The organism is Lutibacter maritimus (assembly GCF_900116115.1).
Lineage (GTDB): Bacteria > Bacteroidota > Bacteroidia > Flavobacteriales > Flavobacteriaceae > Lutibacter > Lutibacter maritimus.
Genome location: NZ_FOZP01000004.1, coordinates 78,190 through 92,912, shown reverse-complemented (window position 1 = coordinate 92,912; position 14,723 = coordinate 78,190). Strand labels below are relative to the sequence as shown.

8 protein-coding genes are annotated in these 14,723 nt (G+C 30.8%); 3 read left to right on the top strand and 5 right to left on the bottom strand.

The annotated features are described in order from the left end of the window. The first annotated feature begins 1 nt into the window (after position 1). Complete coding sequence (locus tag BM335_RS07595) at positions 2-2,662, top strand: carboxypeptidase-like regulatory domain-containing protein (protein WP_090225027.1); 2,661 nt, start codon at positions 2-4, stop codon at positions 2,660-2,662. A 147-nt stretch (positions 2,663-2,809) separates the two neighbouring features. Here the strand turns inward: BM335_RS07595 and gatB/aspS are convergent, their stop codons facing one another. The 3 genes from gatB/aspS to BM335_RS07580 are packed head-to-tail and all read right to left on the bottom strand — an operon-like array spanning position 2,810 to position 7,808. After that, positions 2,810-6,142, bottom strand: a complete 3,333-nt coding sequence (gene gatB/aspS / locus BM335_RS07590; protein ID WP_090225024.1) for a bifunctional amidotransferase subunit GatB/aspartate--tRNA ligase AspS — start codon at positions 6,140-6,142, stop codon at positions 2,810-2,812. Continuing rightward, positions 6,142-7,539: an amidase family protein gene (locus BM335_RS07585; protein WP_090225021.1), complete on the bottom strand. Its 1,398-nt coding sequence runs from the start codon at positions 7,537-7,539 to the stop codon at positions 6,142-6,144. The genes gatB/aspS and BM335_RS07585 overlap by 1 nt, the downstream gene beginning before the upstream one ends. A 2-nt stretch (positions 7,540-7,541) precedes the next feature. Then, on the bottom strand, positions 7,542-7,808 hold the full coding sequence (locus tag BM335_RS07580; RefSeq protein WP_177219180.1) for an Asp-tRNA(Asn)/Glu-tRNA(Gln) amidotransferase subunit GatC: 267 nt from the start codon (positions 7,806-7,808) through the stop codon (positions 7,542-7,544). A 254-nt stretch (positions 7,809-8,062) separates the two neighbouring features. Between BM335_RS07580 and recQ the strand changes: the two genes are divergently transcribed. Next, complete coding sequence (gene recQ / locus BM335_RS07575; RefSeq protein WP_090225019.1) at positions 8,063-10,177, top strand: DNA helicase RecQ; 2,115 nt, start codon at positions 8,063-8,065, stop codon at positions 10,175-10,177. Here recQ and BM335_RS07570 read toward each other — a convergent pair whose 3' ends face one another. Next, the gene (locus tag BM335_RS07570) at positions 10,178-10,633 is read right to left on the bottom strand and encodes an Lrp/AsnC family transcriptional regulator (protein WP_090225015.1); all 456 of its coding nucleotides are present in this window, start codon (positions 10,631-10,633) and stop codon (positions 10,178-10,180) included. 119 nt (positions 10,634-10,752) lie between these two features. Between BM335_RS07570 and BM335_RS07565 the strand changes: the two genes are divergently transcribed. Next, positions 10,753-11,151, top strand: coding sequence for a hypothetical protein (locus BM335_RS07565; protein WP_143102402.1), 399 nt, complete (start codon positions 10,753-10,755; stop codon positions 11,149-11,151). Positions 11,152-11,217: 66 nt separating this feature from the next. On the opposite strand, the gene BM335_RS07560 is transcribed toward BM335_RS07565, so the two are convergent. After that, positions 11,218-14,652, bottom strand: coding sequence for a methylmalonyl-CoA mutase family protein (locus tag BM335_RS07560; RefSeq protein WP_090225010.1), 3,435 nt, complete (start codon positions 14,650-14,652; stop codon positions 11,218-11,220). Positions 14,653-14,723: the final 71 nt, after the last annotated feature.

The window sequence follows — 14,723 nt, the reverse complement described above, 5'->3', positions numbered from 1 at the left end:
TATGTTTATAAGGAAATTTCTAAGTATATTTTTTATTATCATCAAAATTTGTGTTGCAAATTCCCAAACAATTACCCTAAAAGGTAGCGTAAAAGATAGTTTGCAAAATCCGTTAAGCTATGCCAACGTTATTGCTAAACCTGCAGACCTTACAAAAAATTTACAATTTGCAATTACTGATGATGCAGGGTTGTACAAATTAGAACTTAATAAAGGTGAAAAATTTGTAATTTCGGTGAGTTATATGGGCTATAAAACTGCCAATTTTGAATTAGTAGCTTCAGAAAATGCACTAAAAAACATAATTTTAAAAGAAGATTCCAATCAATTACAAGAAGTTATTATTGAGTTGCCAGTTACCGTAAAGGAAGATACCATAACCTACAACACCAGTAAGTTTGTTACAGGAGAAGAACGCAAATTAAAAAATGTACTTAAAAAATTACCAGGTGTTGAGGTTGATAAAAATGGAGGTGTTACAGTACAAGGTAAAAAAGTAACAAAAATGTTAGTGGAAGGCAAGAAGTTTTTTAATGGCGGCACTAAATTAGCCGTTGAAAATATTCCTGCAAATGCTATTGATAAAGTGCAGGTAATTGATAATTATAATGAAATTGCCTTTTTAAAAAACGTAACAGATTCAGATGAAATGGCAATGAATATTCTCTTAAAAAAAGATAAAAAACAATTTGCCTTTGGCGATATTGAAGTTGGAAAGGGAAATAAAGATTTTTACAGAGCACACAGCAACTTATTTTATTACAGCCCAAAAACCAATGTTAATTTTATTGGGAACTTAAATAATACGGGTGAGAAAACCTTTACATTTAAAGATTATATGAATTTTCAAGGTGGTGTTAGTGCCTTTTTAAAAACCGATGGTTCAATTTATAATATTTCTGCCAGTGATTTTTCTCAGTTTTTAGAAACCCAAGATATTGTAAACAGTACTAATAAATTTGGCGCATTAAACATTACCAAAGCGGTAAATAGCAAGCTAGACATTTCTGGATATGCTATTTTTTCACATTCAAAAAATGAAACTTTTCAAGAATCAATCAATCAATATTCTGCATTTACAGAAGAAAAAGCCCATAATTCTGCTACAAGAAATATATTGGGTATTGGGAAGTTAAATATTGAATATGCACCTAATAACAATGAACAATGGTATTTTAAATCGCAAGTAAAACAGACGGATAACTATAAAAATAACACCATTTTATCAGTCATTGAAAATGAACAAAACCATATTTCAGAAAAGAATGAAGCTGTTTCAAAGTATCTAAATCAAAATATAGAATGGCATAAAAAAATGAACCAAAAGCATTCCTTTTCATTTGCTGTTGATGCTGTTTTAGATGAAAATAATCCAATGACTTTATGGGAAACAAATCAACCAATTTTACAAGGTTTAATTCCTATTGTGCAATCGGATACTTATAATATTCATCAATTAAGAGAAATTAATAAAACCAGTATTGATGCTATTTTTAAGCATTATTGGGTGCTCAATAACTTTAATCATATATATACAACTATTGGAAACAACTATACTAAAGACTCTTTTTTAACGGAAGATAGTCAGCTTTTGGAGAACGGAACAGAAAATAGCTTTGCTCAAGCTGGATTTGGAAATGATTTAAAGTTTCAATTGAATGATTTGTTTGTGGGTATTCATTACAAATTTAAAGCAGGTATTTTTGAAGTAAAACAAGGTGCATTTTTGCACCAATACAATTGGGAAACACAGCAAGTTACAAGTGAGAATCATCAAAAAACGGTACTTCTGCCAGATTTTTCAGCAAAAATTGCGTTTAGCAGCTCAAAAAAAATACAATTAAATTATCAACTAAAAAGTGCCTTTTCTGATGCTTCAAAATTGGCGAACCGTTTTTATTTACGTTCATACAATTCCGTATTTAAAGGAAATGAAAACTTAGAAAATGAACTATTTCATACAGCACGTATGTATTATAGCAGATTTAGTTTGTACAGAGGTTTAATGTTGTTTAGCGCTATAAATTATACTAAAAAAGTAAAAGGAATTCAAAATGCAGTTCAGTTTCAAGAAACCAACCAATTTATTTCACCAATATTAATAAATAACCCCGAAGAACGTTGGAATTTTAATATGGATATTAGTAAAAAAATAAAAAATATTAAATATGGTTTAAAAACTACAGCTTCAACTTCTACATATTTACAAAATATTAATGAAAATTTTGTAACTAATAAAAGTACTAATGTAGGCTATGAATTATCTGTAAAAACATTGTTTGATAAATTTCCAACTGTTGAAGTTGGTTTTAAGCAAGATTTTGGTAATTACACATCAAGTAATCAAACTTCAAAATTTGTAACAAATCAACCTTATTTAACTATAGATTATGATTTTTTAAAAGGATTTATTTTTTCTTTTGAGTACGAAAATTACAACTATACTAATAAAACAAGCAATCAAACTACAAATTACCAATTAGCAAATACTACACTTTCCTATAAAAAGGAAAATAGCGCTTGGAGTTTTAAAATAGATGCTCAAAATTTATTAAACGTAAAATATAAAAGTTCAAATAGTTTTTCATCGTATATAATTTCTGATCAAAAAACATATATATTACCAAGAATTGTAATGTTTTCTATTGGGTATAATCTATAAAAATAAAAGGCTACTTGAAAAATTTTAAGAACACGTCATGCTGAACTTGATTCAGCATCTCATCATATTGGTCATCAATCACTATGAGAACCTGAAACACAAGTTCAGGTTGACGAAAATTTCGTTTTCAGACAGCCTTTTATCTATTTATTTTCTAATAACTCTCACGTTTTGTTCCTCTACCTTTTTATCAGATAAAAGTGATGGAGCTCCAAATAGTAAATCTTCACTAGTACCTGTTTTTGGGAACGCCATAACTTCTCTAATAGATGTTTTTTTCTCTAAAATCATCATTAAACGGTCAACTCCCCAAGCAATTCCACCGTGTGGCGGCGCACCGTATTGAAACGCTTTGTACATAGTTCCCACACTTTTAATCATTTCTTCTTTAGTGTAACCCATATTTCTATACGTTGCTTCTAAAATTTCTGATTTATGCGCACGAACCGATCCTCCACCAATTTCGTAACCGTTTAAAATTAAATCGTATTGTTGAGCAATGATAGTTCCAATCTCTTCATCATTACCTTTCATGTGTTTTTCTAAATCGTACACAGCAGGCATCGAAAACGGATTGTGTGTAAAGGTCCATCGTCCTTCATCAGTTCTTTCAAACATAGGGAAATCTATTACCCAAGCAGGGCGTAATTCTTTTGGATTTATTAAATGCAATAGTTTACCCAATTCCTGACGCACAGCATCTAAAGCTTTGTTTGCTGTAGTATAATCTGCCGCTGAGAAAAATACAATATCACCAACTTGCGCATTGGTAGCTTTTATAATTCCTGCTGCAATTTCTTCACCTAAAAACTTAATGATGGGCGATTGTAATTCATCTTCATTTACAATAATATAAGCCAAACCACCCAAGCCGTTTTGTTGCGCAATAGAAGTTAAATTTTCAATTTGTCCTTTAGATAAACGCTTACTTCCTTGCTCTTTAGCTGATACTTTAATACATTTTACAATGCCGCCATCTTCAATTGGTTTGCTAAATACCTGAAAAGTAGTGTCCTTAACAATATTGGTGATATCTTGTAATTGCAATCCAAAACGTAAATCCGGTCTATCACAACCATAATTATCCATAGCTTGTTTGTAGGTAAGTATTTCAAACGGACGTAAAATCCACTTGTTACCATATATTTTTTTCACTACTTCATTAAACATTTTGGTGTTTAAATCTATAATTTGCTGCATACTTGCATATGCCATTTCCATATCTAATTGCGTAAACTCTGGCTGACGATCTCCACGAGAATCTTCATCTCTAAAGCATCGTGCAAATTGAAAATATTTTTCATAACCACTTACCATTAACATTTGTTTAAACTGCTGCGGTGCTTGTGGTAACGTGTAAAAGAATCCTGGTTGTTTACGTGTTGGAACAATAAACTCACGTGCGCCTTCATCGGTTCCTGCACTTAAAATTGGTGTTTCAATTTCTAAGAAATTCTCTGCATCTAAAACGTCACGTAATAATTTAATAACTTTATGGCGGTTTACAATAACGCGTCTAACATCATCATTTCTATGATCTAAAAACTTATATTGAAAACGAACATTTTCACTGGTTTTTGTCGCTCTTTTTATTTCAAAAGGTAAGGTTTTAGAAAGATTTAAAATTTCTAATTCCGAAGTTTCTAATTCAATTTCACCAGTACGTAAAGCCGCATTATAATCATCGGCATTACGTTGTACCACAACACCAGTAACCATAATTACAGATTCTGGTTTTAATTTTACCAATTCATCTAAATTAGGAAACGATTCTCTGCTTAAACGAACCTGAAAAATTTCTGCACTAGAATCACGTAAATCAATAAAAATTAATTCACCGTGGTCACGAACACTTGCAACCCAACCAGCCAAAGATATTTTTTCGTTGATGTTTTTTTCTGATAAACTAGAAGTTAAATGCGTTCTGTACCTCTCTTTTATAACAATAGGAATTTCTGGCAATACTTCTTCTTGTTCTTTGGATGAAGTAGTTGCGCTTTCTGTTTTTGATTTTTGAGCTTCATTTTTTGAAGCTTGCATTTCATCAGCACCTAAAGCAGCTAAAATACCTTCTCTTATTACTTTTCCTGATGCTCCTTTTCCAATTATTGTAATTATTTTACCAACTAAAATACCAGCTTTTCCTTGGTTTCCGGCTTTAATTTCATTGGCAATGGCTTCATTTTCTGAAATTACTTTTTCAATAGCATTTTTAATTTGAGTCTCTGAAATGGTATTTTCTTCAAAATATTTATTGTAATCAAAAGTTCTATCTTTTAAATAGGCAGTAATGGCATTTTGAACTAAAACAACTGTAATTTTTTCAGCTTTAAATAATTGGAAAATTTCTATTAAATGCTCAATATTTTTAATTTTTGAATATTCATCGGCACTTAAATTATTTACCAAGGTTTTAGCTACAAATGATGGATCTTTCAGTACATTATTTATCGCCATAAACGTTTTAGATCGATCAGCATCTGCCGTAAAAAACTTAGCATCTTGTGGTAAAACCCCGCCTTTAATTAAAATAGATTCAACCGCATACGGCAATGCACTATTGTCAACTTTTATAGCATTTACAACATCTTTTATGTTTACAAAAGGTAAATCTGGCTCCGAAATAAAACGATAATCGGCTTCAAATTCCTTTTTACGCATTGTTTTAGTTTGCTTTAAATCGGCATCCCATAAAACAGTGGTTTGATCTGGTCTAAATTCTTTATGTTCAACATAATAGTTGAATTGTTTTTCAATTTCTTCTTTTAAAGCTTCTACCATAAACTTGAATGAATTCAAGTTTTTTATTTCAGTTCTAGGATTTAAATCGTAGCTTCTTTTTTTACGAAGCGAAACCGAAACATCCGATTTAAATTCACCTTTCTCTAGGTTGGCTTCAGAAATTCCTAAGTTTTGAACAATACGCTGAATGTATTGTGCGTAAATAGAAGCATCTTCAATATTCCGAATACAAGGTTCTGTAACAATTTCAATTAAAGGAACTCCGGCTTTGTTAAAATCAACCAAAGAAACTTTCTTTTCGTGCATTAATTTTGCGGCATCTTCTTCTATATGCACTTGCGTTAAATTAACCGTAAACTGAGAACCATCATTTCGGTAACAAGAAACTTGTCCGTCCGGAATTATAGGATTGTGATATTGTGTAATTTGTATGTTTTTCGGGTTATCAGGATATTCGTAATGTTTTCTATCCCAAGAGATTACTTCATTAGAAAATGAAGAATCTACCGCTTTACCAAAATAGATGGCTTTTGTAATTGCTTCTTTATTCAATGCTGGTAAAACACCCATTTGACCAGTACAAACCGAACAAATGTTTTGGTTTGGTGTTTCAATTTCTTGATTTGGACAAGAACAAAATAACTTGGTTTTGGTATTTAATCGAACGTGCGTTTCTAGTCCAATAACCAATTCTAAATCGTGGGCTTTTATAGCCGCCTGTAATTGCTCCAATTCCATTATATTGTATCTTTTAAGAAGTTAGCAAACTTCAATATCAATTCTTCGTTATTTTTGGCTGCGGTAATTTGCAAACCAGTTTGTGTTCCTTGTGGCACAGTTAGCGTTGGTAATTGTCCTAAACTAAAACCAACAGTGTACGCATCAGATAAATACATGGCCAAAGGATCTTTTAAGCTATCTCCAATTTTTGGTGGACTCATAGGTGTAACTGGCGATAAAATAATATCAACTTCTTCAAAATCTTTAGTGAAATTTGCAGCAATTTGATCGCGAATAGCCAATCCTTTTAAATAAATTTCATCTGAAAAACCTTGCGATAATACTTGGTTTCCACCAACAATTCTTCGTTTTGTTTCTTCTGAAAAATTTTCTGAACGCGTTACTGCATAGGTTTCTTTCAAATTTTTATCTTCAATTCTATTTCCATAGTTTGTGCCATCTAAACGCGATAAGTTAGAAGCTGTTTCGGCCATTGCCAACGTATAATACGTTGAAACCAAAATATCTGATGGAAAGAAATCTAATTCTTTTACTTTAATTCCTTTTAGCTTAACTTTTTCAATACTTTGTAAAAAATCGGCTTTAACTTTAGGGGCAATAGCATCATTTTCAATAAAATTCTTAAAATAACCAACAGTTTTAACAGTGTTTTTTAAAATAGCATCTTCAGTTATTTCAGATGAGGTGATGGATGTTTGATCTTTAGCATCTTTTCCACTCATTACATTTAATACAATTCTAATATCTTCAATAGATTTTGCTAACGGTCCAACACAATCTGTTGAGGATGCGTAGGCCATTAAACCATATCTAGAAATACGTCCGTATGTTGGTTTTAAACCGTAAATATTGTTGTAACCAGCAGGTTGACGAATAGAACCTCCAGTATCTCCACCAATAGAAAAAACAGTATAATCTAAAGCAACATTTACTGCAGAACCACCACTTGAACCACCAGCAACTAAATCGGTATTTACAGCATTTTTAACAGCGCCAAAAATAGTATTTTCACTAGAAGAACCGTGTCCAAAACTATCGCAATTTTCTTTCACTAACGGAATTGCACCAGCATCTAATAATTTTTGAATTGCCGTTGCTGTGTAAGCAGATTTGTAATTTTTCAATAAATTGGAACTTGCAGTTGCAAAAGTTCCTTGCAACATATACACATCTTTAATTCCAAAAGGAATTCCTTCCAGCAAACCAATTTCCTCACCTTTTGTAATTTTAGCATCTACTTTTGCAGCTAAATCTAACGCTAAAGTATCTAACAAAGAATTAACAGTATTGTGTGTGTTCTTTTTAAGTAGTTCTAATTTTTCTTTTACTAATGCAGTACAAGTAATCTGTTTTGTCACCAATTGTTGGTGCAATGCTTTTATTTGAGATTCCATAACTAGTCTTCTATAATTTTAGCAACTACTAGATAACCGTTTTTTTTGTTCGGAAAGTTTTCTATAATTAATTCTTTTTCAATAGCCGAACTTTCTACTACAAGATCTTCTCTAAGGTCGTTTACAGACACGCAATTATAATTGACATTATTTAAAGAATTATTATTGGTATGTGCATTTTTAATCACATCAAATAATTTATTCACTGCCTCTGAAGGCTGCGCTCCTTTAATACTCGACAATATGTCGACTGTCATTATTTTACTCATGTCTTTATTTTTTTGTTTATATATTAAACGTCAAGTGTGCGAAATTACGAAAGTTTTACTTGGGATGCACGTTTTTTTTGTTGCTAGCCTTGTGTTTATTGCCTTTATAATAAACATTTGCGGTAATTTTTACTATAATATTAAATGCCGTGCATTCAGTAATAGGTATTTTGAATTAAAGATAAAAATACCCTAGTTTATTTCAATTTCTTCTAATTTGTTAATTAAATGTATTTTTGTAAAAAAATTAAAAAATGCTTTTAAAAGAAACACAAAGTAAATTATTGCCTACCTTAAAAAAATATTTTGGTTATGATAGTTTTCGTGATCAACAACAATTAATAGTTGAATCTGTACTATTAAAAAAAGATAATTTAGTTATCATGCCAACTGGTGGCGGTAAATCAATTTGTTTTCAATTGCCAGCATTATTATTTGAAGGAGTAACCTTGGTAATTTCACCTTTAATAGCATTAATGAAAGATCAAGTAGATGGTTTAAATGCCAACGGAATTACTGCAGATTTTTACAATAGCAGTCAGGAAAAATTTGAACAAGATGCTATTTTTGATAAGGTTGTTAATAAAGAAATTAAGTTACTTTATGTTGCTCCAGAAAGTTTAAGTTTTTTAGAAAACATTTTAAATGAAACATATTTTAGTTGCATTGCAATTGATGAAGCGCATTGTATTTCTTCTTGGGGACATGATTTTCGTCCATCATATCAGCAACTAGGTTTTTTAAAAAAATTATTACCAAACACTCCAATTATTGCATTAACTGCAACTGCCGATAAAGCAACGAGAAAAGATATTTTAGAGCAGTTAAATATTCCAAAAGCTGCACAATTTTTATCATCTTTTGATAGAAAAAATATAGAATTAGAGGTGCGTCCAGCAAACGATAGAGTATTACAAATTATAAAATTTATAAGAAAAAAACCATCAGAAGCTGGAATTATTTATTGTTTAAGTAGAAAATCTACCGAGCAACTAGCTGAAAAATTAATGCAAAATGGAATCAACGCAAAAGCATATCACGCCGGATTAAATTTTATAGAGCGCACAAAAGCGCAGGAAGATTTTATTTACGATAAAACGCAAGTTGTTTGCGCTACCATTGCATTTGGAATGGGAATTGATAAATCCAATGTTCGATGGGTAATTCATTATAATATGCCTAAAAATATTGAAGGATATTATCAGGAAATTGGACGTTGTGGACGTGACGGGTTAGATGCAAAAGCGTTACTTTTTCATAGTTATTCAGATGTAATTCAGTTACGAAAGTTTATGAGTGGCGCAAGTAATGAGGAGGTACAAGTTGCAAAATTAGAACGTATGAAACAATTTTCTGAAGCTACCACTTGCCGAAGAAAAATTTTATTAAGTTATTTTGGTGAATTACTATCAGAAAACTGTGGAAATTGTGATGTGTGTAAAAATCCGCCACAAGTTTTTAACGGAACAATAATTGCGCAAAAAGCATTGTCCGTTATTACACGTTTAAATGAAAATGAAGCAATTGGAACTGTAATTGATGTGTTACGAGGCGCGCATAATGCCGCTATTTTAGATAAAGGGTATGATAAACTAAAATCACACGGTGTTGGGAAAGAAATTTCTTGGCGCGATTGGCAACAATATATTATTCAGTTAATAAATCAAGGATATTGCGAAATAGCTTTTCATAAAAATAATGCGCTACGATTAACACAATTTTCAAAAAAAGTATTGTTTGAAAATGCAACTGTAAGTTTAACCAAAGCTGTTGATATTAAAGAGCAACAGATTTTGCAAAAAGAGCCAAAAGTTACTAAGGCTAAAAAGGATACGTTGTTTGAAAGATTGAGAAAATTGCGTCATCAAATTGCTTTAGAGGAGAATATTCCTGCATACTTAGTATTTAGTGATGCTACTTTAAAAGAGATGGAGCGCGCAAGACCAATGAGTGAAAGTGATTTATTAGAAATAAGTGGAGTAGGACAGCGAAAATTAGAAGTATATGGTGATGAGTTTATTGCTGAAATCATCAATTTTATGGGTGATAAAAAGAAAAAGCATAAAAAGAAAGATACCAATTTAATTACCTATGAACTATATAAAGAAGGTTTTAGTATTGATGAAATTGCCGAAAAAAGAGATTTAAAATCTACTACTATATTTTCCCATTTAGCAAAACTTTATAGTGACGGAAAAGCTATTGACATATATAAATTTGTGAGTAATGAAGAGGTGGAGAAAGTAAGATTAGCCAAAAATGAGTTAGAAAATCCACAAGCGCTAAAGCCTTATTTTGAGTATTTTAATGGCGAAATTGAGTATTTTAAAATTCGGTTAGCATTAACTATTATTGATAGTAATAGTTAGTTATAAATTAAGATTTGTTCTTTTTATAATTGGATTATTTTCAACAACATTAGAAAGAACAATATGAGTTCGGGTTTCACCATAAGTAATTAGCTGATCTATAAATTTTTCTAAGTGTTTTTGATTATTTAAAACCACTTCCATCACTATATTTTCATTTCCTGTAATTCTATAACAGTTTACAACTTCGTCAAAATTTTTAACTATTTCTAAAAATGGTTTCAGTCTTCCCATAAAAGCTCTTAAAGTAATAATTGCTTTTAATTGATGACCTGTTTCATAATGAGAAACTTTGGCATGATATCCTTGTATAATTCCAATGTCTTCCATTTTTCTTATGCGTTCAGCAACAGCAGGAGATGATATATTTACTTGTTTTGCAATTTCAGTATTAGACTGTCGGGCATTTTTTTGTAAACATTTTAGTATTTTCCAATTGATATCATCTAATTTCATAATTTAAGTATTCATCTAAAAATCCATTAATATTTAAAGAAAAATAAAATTACACATTAATTATTAAATATAAAAATTTTAAAATGTAGGTAAATTTGTGATGCTATTAAAAAATGGAAATGAAAAATTATAAAAAACATACTTTAAATCATTTAAGTTTTTATCAAAAATCTTTAGATATTTTTAAACTATCACGTCATATAGCTTCGTATGTTACTAATGATAAAACAATTTTATCAATGTATTCGTCAGTTAATAAACACGATAGGTATGCAGATAGTTTGGTAATGAATTCATTAGGATTAGTTCCGAAAATTGCTGAAACTGAAACGCAGGAAAATCCAGTATTAAAATTAAAGTATGCTCAATCATTACGTTATTTTATTGATTGTTTATATGAAGATTGTCTAAATCTTGAACGCACAAAAATTAATGGCAAAGATTTTGTACGCATGCTTCGTAAAGAATTAATTTTATTAAGAAGGATGCACAGACATTATGTAAAATCTTTATTATAAGTTAAATAATTTAAGGTTTGAGTGTTTAAACTTATTCAAAAATTATAAACACTCAAACTTCAAGTATTACATATTTCTTCTATATTGTCCACCAACTTCAAATAAAGCTTCTGTAATTTCACCAATAGAGCAAACTTTACAAGCCTCCATTAACTGTTCAAAAATATTTTGATTGTTGATAGATTTTTGTTTCAGCAACTCAATTTGTTTTAAAACCTTATTTTTATTTCCTTTGTTTAAATTATTAACAACGGTAATTTGATATTGCTTTTCATCTTCAGTTGCTCTAATTACTTCCTGTGGTAAAACGGTAGGTGAGCCTTTGCTGCTTAAAAAAGTATTTACACCAATAATTGGAAAATCTCCGTTGTGTTTCAAAGTTTCATAATACAAACTTTCTTCCTGAATTTTCCCTCTTTGGTACATAGTTTCCATAGCGCCCAAAACACCACCACGTTCTGTAATTCTATCAAATTCTTTGTATACAGCTTCTTCCACCAAATCGGTTAATTCTTCAATAATAAATGCACCTTGAATTGGATTTTCATTTTTTGTTAATCCTAATTCTTTGTTAATAATTAGTTGAATTGCCATTGCTCTGCGTACACTTTCTTCTGTTGGAGTTGTAATTGCTTCATCATAAGCATTGGTATGCAAACTATTACAATTATCATAAATGGCATACAATGCTTGTAATGTTGTTCGTATATCATTAAAATCTATTTCTTGTGCGTGTAAACTTCTTCCAGAGGTTTGAATATGATATTTTAACATTTGAGCACGTTCATTTGCGCCATATTTATTTTTTAATGCTTTTGCCCAAATTTTACGAGCAACTCTACCAATTACTGCATATTCTGGATCTACACCATTTGAAAAGAAAAAAGATAGGTTTGGACCAAATTTGTTAATGTCCATTCCTCTTGATAAATAATATTCTACATACGTAAATCCGTTTGCTAAGGTAAAAGCTAATTGCGAAATTGGATTTGCACCAGCTTCAGCAATATGATAGCCAGAAATAGAAACTGAATAAAAATTGCGTATATTATTTGCGATAAAATATTCCTGAACATCACCCATTAATCGCAATGCAAATTCAGTTGAAAATATACAGGTGTTTTGCGCTTGATCTTCTTTTAAAATATCAGCTTGTACAGTTCCTCTAACTGTTGAAATAGTTTCTTTTTTAATTTTTTGATATACATCATTTGGTAACACTTCATCACCAGTAACACCTAATAAAAGTAATCCTAAACCATTATTCCCTTCTGGTAATTTTCCTTGATATTTTGGACGCTCTACACCTTTTTCTTTATAGATTTTAGCAATTTTGATTTCAATTTCTTTTTCTAAACCATTTTTAATAATGTATTTTTCACATTCTTGATCAATGGCTGCATTCATAAAAAATGCCAACATCATTGGTGCAGGACCGTTAATTGTCATTGAAACCGAAGTCATTGGGTTGGTTAGCTCAAAACCAGAGTACAATTTTTTAGCATCGTCTAAACAACAAATAGAAACGCCTGCATTTCCAATTTTTCCGTAAATATCTGGACGAATATCAGGGTCATTTCCATACAAAGTAACCGAATCAAAAGCTGTAGATAAACGTTTGGCAGGCAATCCTAAACTTACATAATGAAAACGTCTGTTGGTGCGTTCTGGACCTCCTTCACCGGCAAACATTCTAGTTGGATCTTCGCCAGTTCTTTTAAATGGAAAAAGCCCTGCAGTATAAGGAAATTCCCCAGGAACATTTTCTTCTAAACTCCAATATAAAATATCTCCCCAAGCTTCATATTTTGGCAACGCTATTTTTGGAATTTGTAAATGAGAAAGTGATTCGCTATGTGTTTGTATACAAATTTCTTTGTCTCTAACTTTATAAGAATAAATATCATTTTTGTAGGATTGTTTTTTTGTTTCCCAGTTTAAAATAATATTCCAATTGTGCGGATTTAAATCCATTTTTACTCGTGAAAATTCTTTAAAGAGTAGCACAATTAATTCTTTTGAATTATTATTCTTAACTTGTTTCAGAATCTCATCCTCATTCAATCCAATTTCAGTTAATTCAGGTTTAATTGAACAAACTGATTCAATGGTTTTATAAATACCAAATAATTTTTGAGCAACTTCTTTTTGCGATAAACTTTCTTTTGTGTAGGCTCTATTATTCTCAGTAATTTCAGATAAATAGCGAGTTCTGTTTGGTGGAATTATAAATTGTTTTTCACTTAAATTTTCTTTTAACTCAAAGGAGCTTTCAAAATTTGCGTTTGTTTTATCATTTATTTTTTTAATAAGTACGCTGTATAATTCATTGGTTCCAGGATCGTTAAATTGAGATGCAATGGTACCGTAAACAGGCATAGCGTTTGCATCCGTTTCCCATAAATTATGGTTGCGTTGGTATTGCTTTTTAACATCACGCAAAGCATCTAAAGCACCACGTTTATCAAACTTATTCAACGCAATAACATCCGCAAAATCTAGCATGTCAATTTTTTCCAATTGCGTTGCAGCACCATATTCTGGAGTCATAACATATAAAGAAACATCAGAGTGCTCTAAAATTTCCGTATCACTTTGTCCTATTCCAGAAGTTTCTAAAATCACCAAATCGTAACCAGCTACTTTTAAAATAGCAACTGCGTCACTTACGTGCTTAGACAACGCTAAATTTGCTTGTCTGGTTGCTAAAGAGCGCATATAAACTCGATTGTTTTTAATAGAATTCATTCTAATTCTATCGCCTAATAAAGCTCCGCCAGTTTTTCTTTTTGATGGATCTACAGATATAATTCCAATAGTTTTGGTTGGAAAATCATTTAAAAATCTTCGCACTAATTCATCAACAGTAGAAGATTTACCAGAACCTCCTGTTCCGGTAATTCCTAAAATTGGAATATCAGATTTTTTTGAAATGGTTCTTAATTCTTTTATAAATTCTGAATGCTTTTCAGAAAAATTTTCAGCAGCAGAAATTGAACGTGCTAAAAGTGAGGCATTCTTTTTAGTTAAATCTTCTATAGAAAAATCAATAATTTCACCTGATGGAAAATCGCTTTTTTCTATCATATCATTAATCATTCCTTGCAAACCCATTTCTCTTCCATCATCTGGAGAATAGATTCTAGTAACGCCATAATCCATCAATTCTTTAATTTCATCAGGAAGAATAACACCACCTCCGCCACCAAATATTTTAATGTGTGGTGCGCCTTTTTCTTGCAGTAAATCATACATATACTTAAAATATTCCATATGACCTCCTTGGTAAGATGTCATTGCAATGGCATTTGCATCTTCTTCAATTGCACAGTTTACAACTTCTTCAACACTTCTATCATGTCCTAAATGAATAACTTCAACGCCTGTTGCCTGAATAATTCTCCGCATGATATTTATAGCTGCATCATGACCGTCAAATAGCGATGCGGCAGTTACAATTCGTATTTTATTTTTTGGTTTATAAACTGAAATTTTTTCCATTATGTAATATTAGCTAGTATTTAAAGTGCAATTTATGATTTTTTTAAAATTATAACGTTAAAATTATCAAA